At 69.5% G+C, this 22,208-nt stretch carries 19 protein-coding genes; 1 reads left to right on the plus strand and 18 read right to left on the minus strand.

Annotated features, from left to right (window positions below; translation table 11 throughout):
• Positions 1–17 precede the first annotated feature (17 nt).
• From ACYVKR_RS09005 to ACYVKR_RS09035, 7 genes are all read right to left on the minus strand, one after another.
• Entirely contained in the window at positions 18–863 is an 846-nt protein-coding gene (locus ACYVKR_RS09005) for a SphA family protein (RefSeq protein ID WP_460480683.1), read from the minus strand.
• A gap of 102 nt (positions 864–965) precedes the next feature.
• Complete coding sequence (locus tag ACYVKR_RS09010) at positions 966–2,561, minus strand: phytoene desaturase family protein (RefSeq protein WP_460480470.1); 1,596 nt, start codon at positions 2,559–2,561, stop codon at positions 966–968.
• Between the two features lie 4 nt (positions 2,562–2,565).
• The gene (locus ACYVKR_RS09015; RefSeq protein WP_460480471.1) at positions 2,566–3,363 is read right to left on the minus strand and encodes a cyclase family protein; all 798 of its coding nucleotides are present in this window, start codon (positions 3,361–3,363) and stop codon (positions 2,566–2,568) included.
• A 13-nt stretch (positions 3,364–3,376) separates the two neighbouring features.
• A complete protein-coding gene (locus ACYVKR_RS09020) occupies positions 3,377–3,952 on the minus strand; it encodes a flavin reductase family protein (RefSeq protein WP_460480472.1) in 576 nt (191 codons plus the stop codon).
• 10 nt (positions 3,953–3,962) lie between these two features.
• A complete protein-coding gene (locus tag ACYVKR_RS09025) occupies positions 3,963–5,210 on the minus strand; it encodes a styrene monooxygenase/indole monooxygenase family protein (protein WP_460480473.1) in 1,248 nt (415 codons plus the stop codon).
• A gap of 44 nt (positions 5,211–5,254) precedes the next feature.
• Positions 5,255–6,043, minus strand: a complete 789-nt coding sequence (locus ACYVKR_RS09030; RefSeq protein ID WP_460480474.1) for an SDR family oxidoreductase — start codon at positions 6,041–6,043, stop codon at positions 5,255–5,257.
• Positions 6,044–6,378: 335 nt separating this feature from the next.
• Entirely contained in the window at positions 6,379–7,923 is a 1,545-nt protein-coding gene (locus ACYVKR_RS09035) for a hypothetical protein (protein ID WP_460480475.1), read from the minus strand.
• Between the two features lie 214 nt (positions 7,924–8,137).
• On the opposite strand from ACYVKR_RS09035, the gene ACYVKR_RS09040 reads away from it, so the two are divergent.
• Entirely contained in the window at positions 8,138–8,488 is a 351-nt protein-coding gene (locus ACYVKR_RS09040) for a hypothetical protein (RefSeq protein ID WP_460480476.1), read from the plus strand.
• Positions 8,489–8,515: 27 nt separating this feature from the next.
• Here ACYVKR_RS09040 and ACYVKR_RS09045 read toward each other — a convergent pair whose 3' ends face one another.
• From ACYVKR_RS09045 to ACYVKR_RS09095, 11 genes are all read right to left on the minus strand, one after another.
• Entirely contained in the window at positions 8,516–9,130 is a 615-nt protein-coding gene (locus ACYVKR_RS09045; protein WP_460480477.1) for a dioxygenase family protein, read from the minus strand.
• A 45-nt stretch (positions 9,131–9,175) separates the two neighbouring features.
• Positions 9,176–10,207, minus strand: a complete 1,032-nt coding sequence (locus ACYVKR_RS09050; RefSeq protein ID WP_460480478.1) for an ABC transporter ATP-binding protein — start codon at positions 10,205–10,207, stop codon at positions 9,176–9,178.
• The gene (locus ACYVKR_RS09055; RefSeq protein WP_460480479.1) at positions 10,204–11,211 is read right to left on the minus strand and encodes an ABC transporter ATP-binding protein; all 1,008 of its coding nucleotides are present in this window, start codon (positions 11,209–11,211) and stop codon (positions 10,204–10,206) included. Before ACYVKR_RS09055 ends, ACYVKR_RS09050 begins: the two co-directional genes overlap by 4 nt.
• A 132-nt stretch (positions 11,212–11,343) precedes the next feature.
• On the minus strand, positions 11,344–12,255 hold the full coding sequence (locus ACYVKR_RS09060; RefSeq protein ID WP_460480480.1) for an ABC transporter permease: 912 nt from the start codon (positions 12,253–12,255) through the stop codon (positions 11,344–11,346).
• Positions 12,256–12,273: 18 nt separating this feature from the next.
• Positions 12,274–13,500 (minus strand): M20 aminoacylase family protein, encoded by a 1,227-nt coding sequence (locus ACYVKR_RS09065; protein ID WP_460480481.1) that lies wholly within the window; start codon positions 13,498–13,500, stop codon positions 12,274–12,276.
• 1 nt (position 13,501) lies between these two features.
• Positions 13,502–14,479, minus strand: coding sequence for an ABC transporter permease (locus ACYVKR_RS09070; RefSeq protein WP_460480482.1), 978 nt, complete (start codon positions 14,477–14,479; stop codon positions 13,502–13,504).
• Between the two features lie 139 nt (positions 14,480–14,618).
• Entirely contained in the window at positions 14,619–16,244 is a 1,626-nt protein-coding gene (locus ACYVKR_RS09075) for an acyl-CoA synthetase family protein (RefSeq protein ID WP_460480483.1), read from the minus strand.
• A 5-nt stretch (positions 16,245–16,249) separates the two neighbouring features.
• On the minus strand, positions 16,250–17,317 hold the full coding sequence (locus ACYVKR_RS09080; protein WP_460480484.1) for a 2Fe-2S iron-sulfur cluster-binding protein: 1,068 nt from the start codon (positions 17,315–17,317) through the stop codon (positions 16,250–16,252).
• 15 nt (positions 17,318–17,332) lie between these two features.
• Entirely contained in the window at positions 17,333–19,009 is a 1,677-nt protein-coding gene (locus ACYVKR_RS09085) for an FAD-dependent oxidoreductase (protein ID WP_460480485.1), read from the minus strand.
• A 14-nt stretch (positions 19,010–19,023) separates the two neighbouring features.
• Positions 19,024–20,754: an FAD-dependent oxidoreductase gene (locus tag ACYVKR_RS09090; RefSeq protein ID WP_460480486.1), complete on the minus strand. Its 1,731-nt coding sequence runs from the start codon at positions 20,752–20,754 to the stop codon at positions 19,024–19,026.
• A gap of 57 nt (positions 20,755–20,811) precedes the next feature.
• Positions 20,812–21,999, minus strand: coding sequence for an acyl-CoA dehydrogenase family protein (locus ACYVKR_RS09095; RefSeq protein WP_460480684.1), 1,188 nt, complete (start codon positions 21,997–21,999; stop codon positions 20,812–20,814).
• Positions 22,000–22,208 lie beyond the last annotated feature (209 nt).

Genomic DNA, 22,208 nt, shown 5'->3' on the forward strand with positions numbered 1-22,208 from the left:
ACCTCCAGTCAACTCGCTCAGAAGGGAATGCTGGCCTTCACGAACAGCTGCTGGCCCTCGGGCCGGTTGCGCACGCTGAACTCCTTTTGCCATTTCAGGGTGAAGAGCACGCCCTTCTCGTTGGCATAGCGGATCGACGGCCCGATGCCCACCGCCCGCGCCTTGCCCATGGCGCCGTTGGGGCCGCTGTCGTCGCTGACCTGCTGGAACACATGCCCGCCGATGCCGGCCACCCAGCCATTGCCAAAGCCCCAGCCCGCGGCGTAGTCGGCATGGATCGCCTGGCCCGAGCGCGTCTGCGTGTCGCCGTTGCGGCGGTTGATGTCGTACATGAGCTTCAGGTCGGCATTGAAGCCCTGGGGCTGCATGTAGGTGAGGGCCCAGACCGGCTGGAAGGTCCAGTAGTTCTTGCCGAGGCTGGACGGGTCGCTGGCGCGATAGCTGCCCGTGGGCGCATAGACGTCCAGGCCCACCACCTGGTGCAGCGCCGGCGAATGGTGGTAGCCCAGCGCCGCCCCCAGCGTGAGGTCGCCCAGGCCCGAGCTTTTGAACGTTGCCCCGTTGGCGCGGAACTTCACGTCCAGCAGCGGCGCAATCGCATGGAACGCCAGCTGCCCGCCGGCCACCGTCTGGTCGGTCACCCAGACCAGGCGCGGCGCGAGCACGTTCACATCGACCTTGAAGTCCTGCAGCAGCGACTGGCCGCTGTTGCCGCGCAGCTTGTCGTAGCGCAGCGCGCCGCCATAGAGCAGGACATGCACGCCGGGCGGCGGCAGCGCCCCCGCCAGGTAGTTCTCCAGCCCGTCGGGGTAGACGCCGAGGCCACCGCCTTCGGTCGCCTGGGCGCTGGTGGCCGCGCCGATGGCGGCGGCAAGGCCTATCGCGCCGGCCAGGGCGCGTTTGAATCGGGTGTTGCTGTTCACGGTCTTGTCTCCTGTTTGCTTGTCGTTGATGGATAGGCCGGACTACGCGAGCATCTGCGCCACGCGGTAGCCCGAGCCGGCGCCCAGCCCCGGCCCCGGGTGCGTGCTGGCACCGATGTGGAACACGTTCGCCACCGGCGTGCGGTGGCCGCGCGCCCCCCGGCTGCCGGCAAAGGGCCGGAGCCAGAAGAACTGGTCGGGCGAGCAGACGCCGGCATAGGGGTCGCCGCCCACCAGGTTGCAGTTGAGGGCCTCCAGGTCCGCCGGCGAATACGCCTTGCGGCCGACGATGCGTTCGCCCAGCCCCGGCATCACCCGTTCGAGCCGCGCCTGCACGCGGTCGGCAAAGGCCTCGCGCACCTCATCGGTCCAGCGGCCGTCCGCCGGCACGGCGATCTCGCCGGCGGCATCGCCGCGCAGCCGCACGGGCAGCTCCTGCATCTGGATCCACAGGATCCATCCGCCATGCGGCGCGCGCGAGGGGTCGGCCACCGTAGGCTGGCCGATGCCCAGCGTCGGCCGCGCCGGCAGCAGGCCGTTGTTGGCCTCGGTGACGGAAGCGCAGACCTGCTCCAGCCCTTCGGTGAGGTGCACCAGCGGCACGCGCAGCAGCTCGGGCTCCTTCCAGGCCGGCGGGGCGCTGAGCGCGAAATGGATCTGCATGCCACCGCGCCCGTAGGCATAGCCTTCGGCGCGCGAGCGCAGCTCGGGCGGCGTGTCGCCGAGCAGCTGCGCGTAGAGCTGTTTCGGTGCCACGCTGCAGACCACCGACTCGCTGGCGGTAAAGCGCCTGCCGTCGGCGGTGCGCACGCCCGTCGCCCGTTGGCGCCTGCCCCGGCCTTCGGTGTCGATGCGCTCGACCTGCGCATTGCAGACGAGCGCGCCGCCGTGCCCCTCGATGGTGCGCACCAGCGCCTGCACCAGCTGGCTGCCGCCGCCCTTCACCACCGGCATGCCGCCGCTCACGACGGCGGCAAAGGTGAGCTTGCCGATGAGGGCCGACGTGGCATCGTCCGGCCCCAGGCCGGAATGCAGGGTCCACGGCGCCATGAGGGCGCGCGCGGTGTCCGATTGCAGATTGCGCTGCGACCAGCGCCGGAAGTTCTCCAGCGCGCTGCCCGCATAGGCCAGCAGGCCGTCGGTGCCGCGCCTGCGCCATTCGGACCACAGCAGCTTGAGCATGGGCCAGCCGTAGGGATCGCCGCCCAGCAAGCCGAAGGTCAGGGCCGCATCGCGCCCGAACAGCTCGGCGGCCATGGCCTGCAGCGCCGCGCCGTCGCCGGGCGCGATGGCGTCGAGCCGGCGCGCGGCGTCGTCCAGGTCTTGCCGGAGCGCGAGCCCGCGGCCATCGGGCCAGACCAGTCCCGTGGTGTATTCGGGGACCAGGAACTCGAGCCCGGCCTGCGCGAGCGCCGGCTTCAGCGCCGCGTAGCCGGGGCTGCCGGTGAACAGCGGGTACCACGACGACATCACCTCGTGGTGGTAGCCCGGGAACAGCTCCTCCGTGCGGATGCAGCCGCCCGGGCGATCGTTGCGCTCCAGCACCAGCACCCGCTTGCCGCGCAGGGCCAGCAGGGCGGCGCCCACCAGCGAATTGATGCCGCTGCCGACGAAGATGATCTGCGTATCGCCTGCCATGGGCTCACTCCACCAGCGCCAGCACGCGCAGCGGGCTGCCCGAGCCGCCTTCGATCTTGAGCGGCGCAGCCACGATCAACGCGCCCTGCGGCGGCAGCTGGTCGAGGTTCTTCAGGCACTGCAGGCCGTAGCGGTTGGCGCCGTGCATCAGCGTATGGCAGGGATAGGCCACGGGCCAGGCGTAGGACTGCCCGGCATCGGTATTGATGGTCTCCACGCCAAAGCCATGCACCTGGCGCTGGTGGATCAGCCATTCCACCGCCTCTTGCGTGGGGCCGGGCGTGTGCGCGCCGTCCTCGCGCAGGTTGAGGAAGGCCGCGGCGTCGTGCGCCTTCAGCGACCAGTCGGTGCGCAGCAGCACCCAGGCGCCCGCGGGGATGCGGCCGTGGCGCTCTTCCCACGCCTGCAGGTGGGCGACGGTGAGCAGCCAGTCCGGGTCCTCGGCCACCTCGGCGCAGGCATCCACCACCACCGCCGGCGCGATGAAGTTGCCCGGCGCGATGGTGTCCACGCTGTTGTGCGGATGGTCGCGGCCGCTGATCCAGTGCACCGGCGCGTCGAAGTGCGTGCCGGTGTGCTCGCCGCAGCTGAAGTTGTTCCAGTACCAGCCCGGCCCGGCCTCGTCGTAGTGCGAGATGCGCTCGATGCGGAAGCCCTGCACCTGGCCGAACTGGGGCGGCAATTGCAGCGCCGGAAACGAGGGCGAGAGGGTCTGCGTCAGGTCGACCACCCGGATGCGGCCGCTGGCCAGCCGGGCGGCCAGCGCGGACAGCACGGATGCGGGGGCGTTGTCTTGGCTCATATCGTGGTCTTTCTCAGGATGGCTGGCCGGGGCCCGGCTCGATGGGATGCAGGCTGGTGAAGCGCCCGGCATGGAATACCAGCGGCGTGCCCGGCGCGCTGCGGGCGCGCACCACGCGCCCCACCACCAGCAGGTGGTCGCCGGTGTGGCGGCTGTGGTCGTTGGCGCACACCAGCGTGGTGACCGCGCCGCGCAGCACGGGCACGCCCTCGGGCGAGACCAGCAGGTCCAGCTCCGCGAACTTGTCAGCGACCGCGGGATTGGCGAAGCGCCGCGCCAGCGCCTCGTGCTCGCGCGGCAGCACGTGGATGGCGAAGTGCACGCAGTCGCGGAACACGGCCAGGCTGGGCGAATGGTTCACCAGGCTCCAGAGCACCAGCGGCGGCTCCAGCGACAGCGAGGCGAACGAGTTGATCGTCAGCCCCACGGGCCGGCCGTCGGCCGCGCGCGTGGTGACGATGGCAACACCGGTCGGGTAGCTGCCCAGCAGCGTGCGCAGCGCGCGGGGCTCGAGGTCGGCGCTGCCCCAGTCGGGATGCGGGTCGGCATCGCCCCGGCGGCTTTCTTCGATGGCAAGACAGGCGGACATGGGCACCTCCTCAGGCCGCGGCCGGCACCGCTTGCTGGTGCCCGGCAATCAGCTGCCCGGCGGCGGCGGCATCGTCCCAGGCCGGGAAGTAGCTGGGCGGATGGTTGAAGCCGTTGGCCAGGGCCGAGGCCAGCGTCGGCAGTTGGCTCGCCGCGCCCAGCAGCTGCAGCACATGCGGCGGCGGCGGCGTGAGCAGCGAATTGGTCCAGCGCACCACCCACTGGGCATAGTCCCAATAGCGCTCGAAGGTCTGCTCCATCCACTCGCACGTGTAGGCCTGCTCGCCGCGGGAGAGGATCGCATCCAGGTAGACCTGGGCGGCCTTGGCCGCGTTGTTGGAGCCCTGGCCGGTGATCGGGTCGTTGGTGACCACCGCATCGCCCAGGCCGAACACCAGGCGCCCGGACGGCAGCGTCAGCACGGGCTTGCGCACCGTGGGCGCAAACGCGCCGGCCAGCACGCCGCGCTCGTCCGTCAGCTCCACATGGCGCGCGCGCTCGGCCTCCCAGGGCAGGAAGGTGTCGAGAAAGCGCTTGCTCGTTGCCAGGTGCTCGGCCGGCGTCTTCACGTCCTTCCAGCAGTCCAGCGGGCCGCCCGGCACGCCCTCGAACACCATGATGTCGCAGGGGCCGGAGAAGGTGAGCGCCGGGAACACGAAATACTCGCCCACACCCGGCACCAGGTTGAACGACACGCGCGAGTATTCCGGCGTCGGCCGGAGGCCGTGCACGTAGGTCAGCGCCAGCGCCCGCTGCGGCCTGTCGAACGGCGAACGCGCGGCATCGCGCTCGAACAGCCGCACGACCTCGCCCTTGCCGGCCGCGAGGATCACCAGGTCGTGCGTGTCCGCCAGCGACTCCAGCTCGGCAATGCCGGCATCCATGATCTGCACGCGGCCGCCACGCGCCTCGATCTGCTCCAGCCAGACGGGCATCTTCAGCCGCTGGTCCACCGACTGCGCGGGCCGGTCGAGCCGCGCGCTCCAGTCGATGACCTTGGCGCCTGCCTGCTCCGGGTGCGGCACGGCAAAGCCAATGCCTTCCACGGGCGGGCAGGTGTCCTCCCAGTCGTTGATGCCCAGCCCGCGCTCCACGTCGAGCGATGGCGCGAACATGCACTGGCTGGACGTGACCTTGCCCGCGCGGATCTCGTCCGGCGTGCGGTTGGTCACCACCGTCACCTGGTAGCCCTGGTCCAGCAGCCCGAAGGCCACGGGCAGGCCCGCCTGGCCGCCCCCCACGATTGCAACGCTGCGCATAGATGTCTCCTGAGTGATTGGTATGGATGTCGGTGAAGCGGCCTTTACTGCGCCAGCCTCGGGATGGCCGGCTGCGCCTGCTCCGGCCCCATGGCCGAGTAGCCGCCGTCCACGGCGTAGTCGGCGCCGGTCACGAACGAGGCATGGCCCGAGAGCAGGAAGGCCACGACGTCGGCGACCTCGTGCGGATCGCCCACGCGGCGCAGCAGATGGAAGTCCGCCGCCACGCGGTCGGTCTTGGCGCGGTCGCCGTGGGTGAGCTCGTCCATCACGCGCGACCAGGTCCAGCCCGGCGACACGGAGTTCACCCGGATGCCGTCCTCGGCGAAGTCCATGGCCATGCTGCGCGTGAGCTGCACCAGCGCGGCCTTGGAGACCGGGTACAGCCAGCGCCCCGTCTGCGCCACCTTCGAGGAAATGCTGGTGAGGTTGACGATGGCGCCGCCACCCGCGGCCTTCAGGTGCGGCCGCACGGCGCGGGCGGCCATCACCGCGCTCACCAGGTTCACGTCCAGCGCCTGGAGCCAGTCGGCGCGCGCGGAGGCCGCGCCGTCATCGAGATAGGTAGCGGCCAGGTTCACCAGCCCGTCGATGCGCCCGAAATGGCTGGCCACGCCGGCCACGGCCGCATCGAGCTGCTCGTCCTGCGTGATATCCACCGGCCAGAACCGCGAGGCCGCGGCGTCCTCGGCGGCGACCCGGGCGCCGTTGGCGGCATCGATATCGAACAGCGCCACCCGCGCCCCGTAGCCGCGCAGGGCCCGCACGACACCCGCGCCGATCAATGTCGCGCCACCCGTGACGATGACGCACTTCCCTTGCAAATCCTTCATGCCTGTCTCCGTTCGCTGTCGTTCTTGCGCAGCTCGTTGCTGCGTGGAACGAATGGTGGAACGAAGTAGCGACCGGCAGGTATCCACGCCGCGCGCAGACTATCCAGCGCATGCAGGTATGGCGGGAATCAGGGGTGAGCGGGCATGCCGCACTGCTCGGAGGGCGCTATGGTGCTGCGCATCGGTAGGCACCGCGAGGGACCGCGCTGCCTTCAAGGCCGAAGATTTTTGCTATGAATAAAATAGCTTTTGGCGCTTGATACGCCTAATCATCAACGTCATACTGCACTGAATATCAAGAACAGAAAGCGCAAACAGCTTTCATTTTGATAGCATCAAATCCCCATCCAGTTGCCAAACCGGTCCTTGTACTTGACCTGGTTCACGTTTCTGGAAACGCCATCGTAGAAAAAGCTGCTGTGGCCGATCACCTGCCCCGCGGCGTCCAGGGCATCGCAGCGCACATTGAGCCCGTTCTGCCCATCGGCACGGCAGGCCACGTCGCGGCCGGCGCTGTACACCACGCCATCATGGTCAATGGTCTGCAGGCTGAACACCCGTGAGAAATCCCGCTCCCGGCTCGCCGCCGGATCGCTGCTGCGGAAGAGCATATGCCACGAGCCCAGCAACTGCTCGGGCAGGCTGGCCTCAATGCCCAGCGTCAGCTTGGTGATGCGCTTGGCGGGCTCACCCGGCAGCGTGATCGTGCCCTCGGTGGCCCGGCCCGGCCTACGGCTGCCGGGCGTGCTTTCGTGCTCCATGGCCAGGCGCAGCTCGCCGGCATCCTCCGCCAGGCTTGCCACCAGCGGGCCCGAGCCAAAGTAGCGCCCCTGCTGGTAGCGCAGCAGCGGGCCCCGGGCCACCGAGCCCGCCTCATACGGAGCCGCCATGGCATGGAAGCTGGAGCGGCCATCGCGGCCATAGTCGAACATCTGCAGCATCGCAATGCCATCCTGCACATCGACATTCAGGCCCCGGCCGGGAGCGCCATCGATCTCGTCGGCCACCATCCACACGCCGTTCGCCGGCATGCGCCGGCCGTTCAAGCAGGCATAGCCATCGGCCACATCGATCTGCGCAATGAACATGCAGCCCGTGATGACCAGGCCACCAGCCACCATGGTCTGGTGGCCAAACAGGGGCTGGAGGGTGCCGTTGCGCCATTCCACCTGCCCCCTGACATCGGCGGCAAAGCGCTGAATCTGCACGCGCCTGATGGGCGGCTCCGTGCCCTCCTCGGCCTCGCAGTCCCACTGCTCCGACGCTGGCGCCTTCACACAGCGCAGCCATGCGTTGGGCGTGCTCTTGTCCTTTCCGCGAAGCGACAGCCGGTACGCACCCCCGTCATCTCTCTGCAAGTGAGCATTCCAGCCATATACGGGGGTTCGGTGCTCGTCCACCGCGTACAACGACATCTGTCGGCCAATGCGATCCGGATTGGCGGGATCCTCCGCGGCCGCGCCCACGGCGAAGCGCCGGATCGCCACCTCGGGCTCGCCCGGAAACTGGATGCTGCCCGTGACGCCATCGGTGAACCGCAGCGTCACCTCGCCCGCCGTTCCATCGGCCCGCCCGCTTTGCGCCGGTCCACCCAGCCAGCGGCCATCGCGGTACTGCTGCAGCGTGGTGGTGACGGCATGGCCCGCCAGTTCGCCGGCGGCGGCGTGGAAGGCCGCCGAACCATCGGCACGGTAGTTGAACACCTGCAGGTACAGGGCATTGCCGCGCACCTCGATGCCCAGCCCGCGGCCCGGCTGGCCATTGAGCTCGGCATCCACCACCCAGGTCCCTGCCTGGGGCGTGAAATCGCGCGCCGCCCAGGCCGCAGCCGACAGCGACAGGCTCGCCGACACCAACACGTTCGTGACTGTCTTCCCCATTGCAAGCTCCCTCCTGGAAATCAATGGCGATTGGCTTCAAACTTGGACATGGCCACTCCGTTCTGTATCTTCACCTCCAGCTTGACGCTGGAAATGATACGCACACCTTACCCGGATGAAACCATCAAAAAACATAGCATCTCATGTTTGTTTTTCAATGAATTTTTGAAGAACCCTCCAGAGGCAGCGCCCCCACACGAGTCCACGAGCATCCATGAACCACGCCTGCCCCCTCTGCAGCGCCGACCTGTCGCGGCAAAGGCCCCGGAAAATCCCGCTGCGCGGCGAGTCGCGCTGGCTGGCCTTGCGCTGGCATCTGGAGTGCCCGTCCTGCGGCGGCGCGCTCCAGGAAAATCCGCATCCCTTCGAAAAGGCCGTGCTTCCCGTGCTGCTGCTGGGGGTTGGCCTGCTGAACTTCCTGACCTATTGCTTCGGATGGAAGGCCTCGCTGCCGGTGGCCACCGCCTGCTTCGCCCTGGTCGTGCTCGGGCCCTTCGTGGGCCGAGCCATCGCCGTGCCGCGGGACTGGCGCCGGTACGTTCCGGGCTCGCAAGCCAGGCACTAGGCGCCGGCCCGGTCGGCCCTCCCCCACCTACAGGTAGATATCCACCGTGGTTTTCTCGCCGTCCGCACCGGGGCGAAAGCGCATGGCCACGGCCTCCTGCCCGACGGGGCCGAGACGGCGCCAGATCGAGTCCTGCGCGTTCAGCGGATGGCCTGCGATGTAGAACTGCGTGGTCAGCTCGCGGCCCTGGTGGAAGACCTTGGCGTGGATGTGGGGCGTGCGCCCGGGATACGGCACCGGCTTGATGGTGCGGAAGCGAAAGGCGCCCCGGGCGTCCGCGACGGCCTGGCCGAAGCCCTGGAAGTAGGCGTCGCGCGCGGCAGGGTTGGAGTCGCCGGTGTGCAGGTAGCGGCCGTGGGTGTCGACCTGCCAGATCTCGACGCGGGCGCCGGCGGCGGGCGAGCGGTCGGCGGCGAACACGCGGCCCTTCAGCTGGATGATCTCGCCGCCGGCCTCGCGCACCGCGCCGTCGATCTTCACCAGGTCCTGGTTCTGGTCGCTGCCGCGCATGGAGCGGCTGGGGTAGTACGGGCCTTCGGTCTGGGCCGGGGTCCGCGTCTGCGCCCAGGCCGGCGCGGCCGGCGGCAGCCAGGCGGCCAGGCCCGACACCACGGCCAGGGTTTCGCGTCTTCTCAGCTTCATTCCTTCCTCCTTCGGTGATGGAGCCCGGCCGGAAGCCGCCAGCCGCTATGCCGCCACCGGCTGCAGCGCGATGCGCCCTTCCTCCACCGCGTGGCAGGCGACCTTGACGCCGCCGTCGTCGAGGAGCTGCGGGCGCTCGCTGCGGCAGCGGTCGTTGGCGTGGGGGCAGCGCGGGTTGAAGGCGCAGCCGCTGGGCGGGTTCAGCGGGTTGGGCACCTCGCCCTGCACCGGCGTGCGCGCCTTGCCGGTGTCGTGCATCTTGGGGATGGCGTCGAGCAGCATGCGCGTGTAGGGGTGGCGCGGCGCCGAGAACAGCACGGCCTTGTCGGCCAGCTCCACCAGGCGGCCCAGGTACATCACGCCGACCTGGTCGCTCACATGGCGCACCACGGCGAGGTTGTGCGAGATGAACAGATAGGTGAGCCCGCGCTGGCGCTGCAGGTCCTTCATGATGTTGAGCACCTGGGCCTGCACCGAGACGTCGAGCGCCGAGGTGGGCTCGTCGCAGACCAGGAACTCGGGCTCGGTGGCCAGGGCGCGCGCAATCGAAATGCGCTGGCGCTGGCCGCCCGAGAACTGGTGCGGGTACTTGGCCATGTCCAGCGGCGCCAGGCCCACCTGCACCAGCAGCTCGGCCACGCGGGCCTTGAGCTGCTCGACATTGGTGGCCAGGCCGTGCTCGCGCAGCGGCTCGCCGATGATGTCCTCGACCGTCCAGCGCGGGTTGAGGCTGGCGTATGGGTCCTGGAAGATCATCTGCACGCGCCGGCGCATGGCGCTGGCCTTGGGGTCGCGGAAGGCGGCGTGCGCGTCCTGCCCGTCGAAGGCGAAGCTGCCGCGCGTGGGCGCGTACAGCCCCACCAGCAGGCGCGCGACGGTGCTCTTGCCGCAGCCGGACTCGCCGACCAGGGCCAGCGTCTTGCCCTTCTCGATGTCGAAGCTCACGCCGTCGACGGCGTGCAGCAGGCTGCGCGGCTTGCGTTCGAGCACGCGGTTGAGCCAGGGGGCGGAGACGTCGAAGGTCTTGGCCAGGTCGCGGGCCTGCACCAGCGGCGCGGCGGGGGTCGTGGGTTTCATGCGGGCTCCTCGCTGGTGGCGGCGTTGGCGCCGGGCGCCACGGAATCGGGCGCATGCAGCCAGCAGGCGGCCTGGGTGGCGCCGGCGGGCATCAGGTCGGGGCGCTGCTCGTGGCAGCGGTCGAAGACCTGGCCGCAGCGCGGGTTGAAGGCGCAGCCGGTGGGGATGGCGTTGAGCCGCGGCATGGCGCCGTCGATCTGGAACAGGCGCTCGCGCTCGCCCTCCATGTCGGGGATGGCCGCCATCAGGCCGCGCGTGTAGGGGTGCGAGGGGTGGTTGATGACCTCGTGCACCGGGCCGATCTCGGCCACGCGGCCGGCGTACATCACGGCGACGCGATCGCAGGTCTCGGCGATCACGCCCATGTCGTGGGTGATGAGCATCACCGCCGCGCCGCGCGTGCGGCAGATGTTCTTGAGCAGCGTGATGATCTGCGCCTGGATGGACACGTCCAAGGCCGTGGTCGGCTCGTCGGCCACGATGAGCTGCGGCTCGGCCGCCAGGGCCAGCGCGATCACCACGCGCTGGCGCATGCCGCCCGAAAACTGGTGTGGGTAGTGGTCGATGCGCTGCTCGGCCGCGGGGATGCCGGTGTCCTTGAGCAGCTGGATGGCGCGCTCGCGCGCCTCGGCCTTCGAGAGGCCCAGGTGGGTCTGGATGGTCTCCATCAGCTGGCGGCCCACGGTGTACAGCGGGTTCAGCGAGGTCAGCGGGTCCTGGAAGATGGCGCCGATGCGGCGGCCGCGCACCTCGCGCATCTGCTCGTGCGGCAGGTTGTCGATGCGCCGGCCTTCGAGCAGGATCTGCCCCGAGGCCACGCGCCCCGGCGGCTCCAGCAGGCCGATGATGGATGCGCCGGTGAGCGACTTGCCCGCGCCCGATTCACCGACCACGCCCAGGATCTCGCCGGGCGCGATCGAGAACGAGATGTCGTCCAGCGCGCGCAGCACGCCGCGACGGGTGGGAAACTCCACCACCAGATTCTTGACTTCCAGCAATGCCATCGTGGGTCACCGTCTGTGCAATAGTGTGAAAACCATAGCTGCTTGCGATTGTTGTATGCGGCATTCAGATAGAAATTAACCTGAATCCTTTTATGGATGAGCGCCAGCAGCTCACTTTTTTGAATAGCTGTACTAGCGCAGGCGCGGGTTCAGCGCGTCGCGCAGCCAGTCGCCGAGCAGGTTGACCGACAGCGCGATCAGCACCAGCATGATGCCGGGGAAGATGGCGATCCACCATTCGCCCGAGAACAGGTAGTCGTTGCCCACGCGGATCAGCGTGCCCAGCGACGGCGAGGTCGGCGGCGCGCCCACGCCCAGGAAGGACAGCGTGGCCTCGGTGATGATGGCCGTGGCCACCTGGATGGTGGCCAGCACCATCACCGGCCCGAGCACGTTGGGCAGCACGTGGCGCGTCATGATGCGCATGGGCGGCACGCCGGTCACGCGCGCGGCCTGCACGTATTCCTTGTTGCGCTCGACCATGGTGGAGCCGCGCACCGTGCGCGCATACTGCACCCAGCCGGTGAGCGCTATCGAGACAATGAGCACGCCGAAGGCCATGGATTCGTCGGCGTTGGGGAAGACCGCGCGGCCGATGCCGGCGATCAGCAGCGCGATCAGGATGGCGGGGAAGGACAGCATCACGTCGCACAGCCGCATCAGCACGCTGTCGATCCAGCCGCCCTTGAAGCCCGCCAGCAGCCCCAGCGCCACACCCACCACCACCGACAGCGCCACCGACGCCAGCCCGACGATCAGCGAGATGCGCGCGCCGAACATCAGCGCCGACAGGATGTCGCGGCCCTGGTCGTCGGTGCCGAGGATGTACTTCCAGCTGCCCTCCTCCATCCACACCGGCGGCAGGCGCGCGTCGCTCAGCTCCAGCGTGGTCAGGTCGAACGGGTTGTGCGGCGCGATCCAGTTCGCGAACACCGCGCAGACCACGCACACCGCCGCGATAGCGGCCGCGATGATGGCCGTGGGCGAGCGGCGGAAGCTGTAGCCCACATCGCTGTCGAGCCAGCGCGTCACCAAGGTTTTCATCCACTCTCTCCTGTTGTCTTATGAGGCCTGGGGCTGGTTCAGCGGCATGCCGCGCTCCACCAGGCTGGCGTGCAGCGCCGCGCCCAGCGGCAGCACGTCGTCGTTGAAGTCGAACTGGTTGCTGTGCAGCGGGTGGAAGCCCTCGCCCCCCGCCTGCCCCAGGCGCAGGTAGGCGCCCGGCCGCTGCTGCAGCATGAAGGAAAAGTCCTCCGCGCCCATGCTCGGCACCAGGTCGCGCACCACGTGCTCGGCGCCCACCAGCAGCTGGGCCACGTCGCCGGCGAACTGCGCCTCGCGCGCGGTGTTGATGGTCGCGGGGTACATGCGCTCGTAGTGCAGCTGCACCGTCACGCCAAAGGCCTGGCCGATGGACTGGCTCAGCTCGTGCAGGCGGCGCTCGACCAGGCTCTGCACCTCAGTGCTGAAGGTGCGCACCGTGCCCACCATCGCGGCCGAGCCCGGGGTGACGCTGAAGGCGCCCATGTCGCCCGCCTCCATCGCGCACAGGCTGATGACGGCGCTGTCCAGCGCCCGCACGTTGCGCGAGACGATGGTCTGGATCGCGGTGATGAGGTGCGCCGAGGCCAGCAGCACGTCGTTGGTCTGGTACGGATGGGCGCCATGCCCGCCCTTGCCGGTCAGCTCGATGCGGATGCGGTCGGACGCCGCCATCATCGGCCCGGAGTTCAGGCCGATCGTGCCCTCGGGCATCGCCGGCCAGGTGTGCATGGCGTAGATCGACTGCACCGGGAAGCGCTCGAACAATCCGTCCTCGATCATCGCGCGCGCGCCGGCGAAGCCCTCCTCGCCGGGCTGGAAGACCAGCACCGCCGTGCCGTCGAACTGGCGCGTGGCGGCCAGGTAGCGCGCCGCGCCCACCAGCATCGAGACATGGCCGTCGTGCCCGCAGGCGTGCATCAGCCCGGGGCGCACGGACTTCCAGTTGCAGTCGCTGCCCTCCTTGATGGGCAGCGCATCCATGTCGGCGCGCAGGCCCATCATGCGGCCGGCGCTGTCCTGGCGCCCGCGGATGACGCCGACCACGCCGGTCTTGCCGATGCCGGTGTGGACCTCGTCCACGCCGCAGAGTTCGAGCGCCTTGGCCACGCGCGAGGCGGTGTAGACCTCCTCGAAGCCCAGCTCGGGGTGGGCGTGCAGGTCGCGGCGGAACGCGGTCAGCTCGGGGTGGTACTGCACGATGTGGCCGAACACGCGCCCGGCCGCAGAGTAGCGCGGAGCCAGCATGTCAATGCCCTCCCCGCTCCGCGCGCAGGCGCGGATCGACCGCGAAGTACAGCAGGTCCACCACCAGGTTGATGACGACGAAGATCAGCGCGATCAGGCACAGGTAGGCGGCCATCACCGGGATGTCGGCGAAGGTCACCGCCTGGATGAACAGCAGCCCCATGCCGGGCCACTGGAACACCGTCTCGGTGATGATGGCGAAGGCGATCAGCCCACCCAGCTGCAGGCCGGTGATGGTCATCACCGGCACCAGGGTGTTCTTCAGCGCATGGCCGAAGTAGATGCTGCGGTCGCGCAGGCCGCGGGCCTTGGCGAACTTGATGTAGTCGGTGCGCAGCACCTCGAGCATCTCGGCGCGCACCAGGCGCATGATGAGCGTGAGCTGGAAGATGGCCAGCGTGACGGCCGGCAGCACGATGTGGTGCCAGCCCTTGGCCGACAGCAGCCCGGTGCTCCACCAGCCCAGCTGCGTGACCGTGCCGCGCCCGAAGCTCGGGAACCACCCCAGGTGCACCGAGAACACCAGGATCAGCAGGATGCCGATCAGGAAGGTGGGCAGCGACACGCCGAGCAGCGACACCGTCATGAACACCTGGCTCAGCACCGTGCCGCGCTTGAGCGCCGCGTACACGCCCATGGGCACGCCCACGGCCAGCGCCAGCACGGCGGCCACCAGGGCCAGTTCCAGCGTGGCCGGGAAGCGGTCGGCGATCAGCGACGACACCTTGGCGCCCTGGCGCAGGCTGATGCCGAACTCGCCGTGCGCGGCATTCAGCAGGAAATGCCAGAACTGCACGAAGAAGGGCTGGTCCAGTCCCAGCGCCTGGCGCAGTTGCTGGATCTGCTGCGGCGTGGCGTCCTGGCCCAGGATGATGGCCACCGGATCGCCCACGTACTGGAACAGCAGGAACGAGATGAACGCGACCGCCACCATCACGATGACGGCCTGTATCAGTCGGCGCAGAATGAACGCAAGCATGGACGGCAATCTCCTGCGAGCCCATTGCCACCCCCTGGCGACAACGGCCGCGATAGCGCCGGATTATCCACGTTCCCCCACGCAGATGGCATGGGGACTACGCCAATAGCTATAAAAAAACGACTGTTGCAGCGCCGCCTCAGGCGGGAAGCCGGGCTCCCGCGTCGGCTGCGCCCAACAGTTGCCGCACCGTCTGCTGCAGGTCGCGCTTCTGCACCTTGTTGGAGGCGTTCACCGGCAGGCCGTCCAGCTGCAGCACATGGCGCGGCACCTTGTAGTTGGCCATGTTGGCCCGGCACCAGGCGATGAAGGCCGGCTTGTCCAGCGTCACGCCGCCGCGCGCCACCACGCAGGCGCAGCCCACCTCGCCCATGCGCTCGTCGGGCACGCCCAGCACGGCGACCTGGGCCACGTCGGGGTGGTTGGCCAGCATGCGCTCGATCTCGGCCGGGTAGCAGTTGAAGCCGCCCATGATGAACATGTCCTTGAGGCGGTCGGTGATGCGCAGGTAGCCGCGCCCGTCGAGCACGCCCACGTCGCCGGTGTGCAGCCAGCCGTCGGCGTCTATGGCCTCGCGCGTGGCCTGCTCGTCCTCGAAGTAGCCCTGCATGATGTGGTAGCCGCGCAGCAGCACCTCGCCGGCCTCGCCGGTGGCCACCGGCCGGCCCTGCGCATCGACGCAGCGCAGCTCGGTGCCCGGCAGGGCCTTGCCGCAGGTCTGGGCCACGGTCTCCACGTCGTCGGCCGGGTCGCACAGCGTGGCCACGCCGCCGCACTCGGTCAGGCCGTAGGCCGTGGTCACCTTGCCGAAGCCCAGCTCCTCACGCATGCGGCGGATCAGGATGGGCGGCACGCTGGCCGCGCCGGTGACCGTGGCCTGCAGCGAACCCAGGTCGAATGCGCCGAGCTTGGGGTGCTCCAGCATGGTCAGGAACAACGTGGGCGGGCCGGGCAGGAAGTTGATGCGGTCGGCCGCGATGCGCCGCAGGATGGCCTCGGCCTCGAACACCTGCTCGGGGTAGACGGTGGCGCCGCGCAGCAGCGCCGCCACCCAGCCGGCCTTGTAGCCGAAGGTGTGGAAGAAGGGGTTGACGATCAGGTAGCGGTGGTTCTCCTGCAGGCCCACCACCTCGGCCCAGGCGGTGAACGCCTCGATGGTGGGGCGGTGCGCGCACATCACGCCCTTGGGCCGGCCGGTGGTGCCCGAGGTGAACATCAGGTCGGCCGTATCATCCGGCCGGACCTGGGCCTCGCGCTGCAGCTGGTCTTCGGCCGGCGTCTGCCCAGCCCGCTCCAGGAACTGCACCCAGCCCAGGTCGGCGCTGGGCTTCACCTCATCGCCCAGCACCACCAGGTGCTCCAGCGTCGCGGGCCGCTGGCCTTCAAGCAGGTCGGGGTAGTAGAGGTTGAGGAAACTGCCCACGCTCACCAGCACCCGGGTGCGGCTGCGTTCCAGGATGTCGGCCACCTCGGCGCCCTTCATGCGGGTGTTGAGCGGCACCAGCACGGCGCCGGCCGCATGCACGCCACAGGCGGCGATGATCCATTCGCTCTGGTTGGGCGCCCACACGGCCACGCGATCGCCGGCCTGCACGCCCAGTGCCATCAGTGCGCGGGCGGCCAGGCGGCTGAGCTGCTGCAGCTGCCGGTAGCTGATGACCTGGCCGTTTTCCACCACGGCCGCGCGGTCGGCAAAGCGCAGCGCGGCGGCGGCCAGCACGCCGGGTAGGGTCTGGGCCGTGGGATGGGGGTTGTTGTCAGTCATGGTGCTCACTCCGGGAATTTGACGCGCAGCTTCTCGCTGGTGGGAACCGACTGGCAGGACAGCACCCAATGCTTGGACAGGTCTTTTTCATCGAGCACCTCGTTGTGGCGCATGTGCACGCTGCCGTCTTCCAGCTTGCACATGCAGGTGGCGCACATGCCCGCCTGGCAGGAAAACGGCACGTTGATGCCGGCGCGCAGGCCGGCTTCGAGAATGGTTTCGTTGCCGCCGCAGCGGAACTCGTACTCCTCGCCATCCAGGCGCAGCTGCACCACGGCCTCGTCGACGGCGTCGGCCACCGGCCGCGCGGCATTCTGGTTGATCTGCTCCAGGGTTTCCTCGTCGGGCAGCGAGACAAAGCGCTCCACATGCACCTGCTCGTCGGGCATGCCGGCGGCGATCAACGCCGCCTGGGCGGCATCCATGAAGGGGCCGGGGCCGCAGATGAAGGCCTGGCCCGCCTGGGCCAGCCAGGGCCTGGCCCAGGCCGAGAGCTGCTTCTGCGAAGGCGTGCCCTGCACCGAGTCGAGCCAGTGCACGACCTGCAGGCGCTCGGGAAACTCGGCCGCCAGGTACTGCAGGTCCTGCTTGAAGATGACCGATTGCTCGTCGCGGTTGGCGTAGAACAGCGCCACCTTGCCCTGGTGGCGCTTGAGCACCGTGCGCAGGATGGAGAACACCGGCGTGATGCCGCTGCCGCCGGCCATGAGCACGAAGTCCTGCGCCAGGTCGCGCGGCGTGAACAGGCCCGAGGGCGGCATCAGCTCGATGGCGTCGCCCACGCGCACCTGGTCGCAGACCCAGTTGGAGCCGCGCCCCTGGGGCACGCGCTTGACGGTCACGCGCAGCGCATCGTCCAGCGCCGGTGCGCTGGACATGGAATAGCAGCGCGGCACATGGCGCCCGTCGATGGGCAGGCGCAGCGTGAGGAACTGGCCCGGCCGGTAGCGGAACTGCTCGGCCAGCGTATCGGGCACCTCGAAGACGATGGACTTGGCGTCGTGGGTTTCGTCGATCACCGCGCGCACCCGCAGCGGGTGGTAGCGCGAGGCGGTGTTTGCTTCACTGCTCATGGTCATACCTTTGGTTCAGGCCGGCTGGCCGGCGGCCGCAGCCCGGCCGGCCCGGCGGCCCGAGAAAACGCAGTCGGCCAGCGACAGGCCGCTGATGTAGCGCGACGAGGCCACGCCTATGGCCGTGCGGCCGGCCGCGTACAGGCCGGGGATGTCGCGCCCGGCCGCGTCGGTGACGGCGCCGCTGTCCTCGTTGACCTGCAGGCCGCCCAGGCTGAGCACGGGCAGCGGGAAGAGCTTCTGGCCGATGGAGATGTCCATGGCCCACAGCGGGCCGCTCGAAAATTCGTGGCGCAGGTCGGTGGATTTGCCCAGGGCGTCCTCGCGCTCGCCGCGCGCGGCGGCATTGGCCTCGTCGATCTGGCGCTGCAGCGTGGCCGCGTCGGCGCCGATCTTTTCGGCCAGCTCGGTCGCCGTGCGGCCCTTGACCGCGGACTGGTACATCAGCATCAGCGCGGGCAGCGACTGGAAGGCCCACAGCCCGCCGAACAGGCATTGCCGCGTGGCCTGCCAGCGCAGGCGCTTGTCGATGACCAGCCAGGCCTTGCCGCCCTGCTTTTCCACCATCTCGTAGCCCAAGGTGGCGCCGTAGACCTGTTCGTTGCAGAAGCGCTCGCCGCGCGTATTCACCACCAGCCCGCGCGGCCAGGCCGCTGGCGGCGTGATGAAGCGCCAGGCCGAGATATTGCCCAGGTCCTGCCCCACGCCACCCACGGACTGGCCCAGGCGCAGGCCCGAGCCGTCGCAGCCCGCGGCGCCCAGGGGCCAGCCCTGTTGATAGGCCGGCGCATGCTGCGCGACCAGCTCGGGGTTGAAGACATGGCCGCCCGTGGAGAGCACCACGGCGCGGGTGGCGCGGATGAAGCGCCGCTCGCCGATCTCGCCCTCGATGCGCGCGGCCTCCTCGCGCGCCGCCTGGGCGCGCACCGGCTGGTACAGCCGCCACTTGGCGACCAATTCATCCAGTTTCTTGTGGCGCGCGGTGCGCGCGTCGCCCGCGGGCAGCACCACCACCTCCACGCCCAGCACGCGGCCCGTGGCCTGTTCGCACACCAGGCCCTGCACGCGCGCCTGCGTCAGCGTGCGCGCGCCGTGGGCCAGCGTGGACTGGCGCAGCGCCGCGAACAGCGCGGCGCCCGACTGCCCCTTGGCCACCACGCGGTGGCCGCGCGGCGCGGGCTTGGCACCGGGGTTGCCGTAGGCGGGCACGGCCTCGTTGCCCGAGTAGTACAGGTACACACCGTCGGGCGGGTACGAGGTCTTGTGGTCGGGCATGGTGGCGCCAAAGCCCGCGCCCTGCTGCTCCAGCCACTGCAGATTGGCGATGCTGTCGTCGCAAAAGCGCGCCAGCGTGGCATCGCTGACCACGCCGTTGACCTCGTGGCGCAGGTAGTCGGCCATGGCGCCGGGCGTGTCTTCGTAGCCGGCCTGCCGCTGGTAGCGGGTGCCGCCGCCGGCATAGACCACGCCGCCCGAGAGCGCGCTGGCGCCGCCGCCGCCGAAGCGGTCGATCACCAGCACCTCGGCGCCCTGGGCGCGGGCCTCGATGGCGGCGCAGGCGCCGGCCGCGCCCCAGCCGACCACGACCACGTCGGCCGAGTCCGACCAGCGGATCTCATCGGCGGAACGCACCTGCAGCGCCGCGCCCACGGGGTTGACGGTGCTGGTCTGCTGCCTGGATGGAGCTGCCATGGCTTGCTCCACGTTCAAGCAGGCTGGTTCAGCAGTTGCGGATTTTCCAGCGCCAGCGGCCGGCCCAGCATATGGGCCACGGCGCGGAAGGCGAAGGTCATCGCCGGCCCCAGCGTGGAGCCGGCGCCCGCATAGGCCGGCCCCATGACCGAGGCCGAGTTGTTGCCCACACAGTACAGGCCCTCGATGACCTGGCCCTGCTCGCCCAGCACGCGCGCCTCGCGGTCGGTCAGCAGGCCACCCTTGGTGCCGATCTCGCCGGGCCACAGGCGCATGGCGTAGAACGGGCCCTTGGCGATGGCGCCGAGGTTGGGGTTCTTCAGGCGCGGGTCGCCGTAGTAGCAGTCGAACACATTGCCGCCGCGGTCGAAGTCCAGATCCTTGCCGGTCGCGGCGTAGTCGGTCATGCGGCGGGCGCTGTCCGCCAGGCCCGCGGCATCCACGCCGATCTGGGCGGCGAGCGCTTCCAGCGTGTCGGCCTTCCAGTAGACCTTGCCGAGCCAGTCCGGGGGCAGCTTGCCGTCGGGCACGGCCGAGGACGGCATCAGCGGGCCCATGGGGTTCTTGGCGCGGAAATCGGCGTCGAACACGATCCAGGCCGGCACGCCGCCGTTGCCCTTGGCCTCCTCGGCCAGCATGGCCTGCTGGAACTCGGGGTACGGCCCGGACTCGTTGAGAAAGCGCTGGCCGCGCGCATTGACCACCATGCAACCCGGCAGCGAGCGCTCGACGAACACGCCGCGGAACGACGGCTCGCCCGGCACGTCCATGGTGGGCACGCCCCAGGACCAGTCCATCAGGTGCAGTTGCGCCCCCACAGCCTGGCCGGCGCGGTGCGCGTCGCCGGTGTTGCAGCCGGCGGGCGTCGCCGTCCATTCGGCGCGGCTGGGCTGGTTCAGGTACTGCTCGCGCATGGCCTGGTTGCGCTCGAAGCCGCCCGCGCCCAGCAGCACGCCGCAGCGCGCCAGCACCGGCACGCACACGCCGTCCTTCTCGATGACGGCGCCCGTCACGCGGCCCGAGGCGTCCTGCACCAGTTCCTTCAGCGGCGCGTTGCGCCACATCTCGACACCGGCCTTGTGCGCCGCCGCCAGCAGGCCGGCCACCAGGGCCTGGCCGCCGGTCAGGCGCCGGTCGCGCCGGGTCTTGCCGCGCCAGGGGTAGTCGAGGAAGTACTTGAGCATGGTGCCCACCAGCGAGAAGCGGGACTTCAGCTCGCGCGACAGCATGGAGTGCGCCTCGAAGGCGTTCATGCTCATGCGGCCGAAGATCAGGGTGCTCGGCAGGCTCGGCCGCATGGTCTCCAGCGCCTCCAGTCCAAGCTGGGCGGCGTTGTAGTCCACCGGGTCCATGGTGCGGCCGCCGGGCAGCGCGCCCTGGATGTGCGGGTAGTAGTCCGCATACTTGGCCATCGCCCGGTACGGGATACCGATGCGGTGCAGGTACTCCGCCATCTTGCTGGCGGTTTCCACATAGGCCAGCACGCGGTCGTCGCTGGCCATGCCGCGCACGCAGCGGCGCATGTAGCAGAACGCGGCCTCCAGGTCGTCCGCGACGCCCACGCGCTGCTGGTCGTAGTTGAGCGGAATCCAGATGCCGCCGCCCGATATCGCCGAGGTGCCGCCGAACAGCCCGGCCTTTTCCACCAGCAGGGTCCTGAGGCCCTGCTCCTGCGCGCGGATGGCGCCGAGCAGGGCGCCCGCGCCCGAGCCCACGACGATCAGGTCGTATCCCTGTTCTGCCATGCCTTGTCTCCCGAGATCTTCGTTATGTGGATGAATGGACAACGCCTGCCGGCGCGATCAGACGAAGGGTTCCTGGTTGGGCAGGCCCAGCACGTGCGAGCCGTAGGCGCGCACATAGGCGTCGGTGTTGTTGGCGATGTGGCCGCGCGACTGGTGGATGTCGCGGAACGCGCGCTCGATCGGGTTGTTGCGGTACAGGCCACTGCCGGCGCAGGCGCGCAGCAGCTCGTTGGCGTGCTGGCCCGCGAGCTTGGGCACGTAGGATGCCTGGGCGCGCTGCAGCAGGCGCTCTTCCAGCGACAGCTGCACGCCGGTCTTGGCGGCGTCGACGATGCGCGCGTAGTTGCGGAACAGCACCAGCTTGAGCTGGTCCACGGCGATGGTCGCCTCGGTCACCGCGGTCTGGGCGTTCACGTCCTCGGCCGTCTTGTTGCCGTGCTTGCCCACGTGGGCCGTGGCGCGCTTGGTGAAGGCCTCGATCGCGCCTTCGAGCGCGCCCAGCGCGGCGGTGGACACCGCGCGCTGGAACACATGGGTGAAGGGAATGCGGTACAGCCAGCTGGTGTTCTCGGCGCGGCCGGGGCAGCCTTCGTCGCTGTGGTCGTTGGTGTACTGGATGCGGTGGGCGGGGATGAAGGCGTTCTCCACCACGATGTCATGGCTGCCGGTGGCGCGCAGGCCCAGCACGTCCCAGTTGTCCTCGATGCGGTAGTCGGACTTGGGCACCAGGAAGGTCACATGCTCGAAGCCGGGCTTGCCGCCGCGCATGGGCAGCAGGCCGCCCAGGAACAGCCAGTCGCAGTGCTTGGAGCCGCTCGAGAAGCCCCAGCGGCCGCTGAACTTGAAGCCGCCTTCCACCGGCTCGGCCTTGCCCGTGGGCATGTAGGTCGAGGCGATGCGCACGCCCGAGTCCTGGCCCCAGACGTCCTGCTGCGCCTGCGCCGGGAACAGCCCCAGCTGCCAGGGGTGCACGCCGACCACGCCGTAGACCCAGGCGGTGGACATGCAGCCCTTGGCCAGCTCCATCTGCACGGTGTAGAACACGCGCGGGTCCATCTCGTAGCCGCCCCAGCGCTTGGGCTGGAGCACGCGGAACAGGCCGGCCTCGGCCATCTCGGCAATGGTCTCGTCGCTGATGCGGCCATCGCGGTCGGCCTGCTGGGCGCGCTCGGCCAGGCGTGGAGCCAGGGCCTTGGCACGCTCGATCACGTCCAGGGCATCGGGGGTGAGGTAGTTGTCGGTCATGGCTTTCATGCAAGTCTCCGGATGCCGCTCCACCGGGCGGCTTGTGTGGGGTGGGCAAGGCCTCGTGCCTGTGGAACCGGATGCTCTCACCATGCAAAAACGCATTCATCGTCCGATGGGACTAACCAGTTTTTCCGCATCTGCTGGCGCGGCGGGAGATTTGGGAAGGGGTTCTTTTTATTGACAGAGGCCGGGACTCGCCCCGGCGG

The sequence above is a fragment of the Comamonas humi genome, assembly GCF_054782535.1.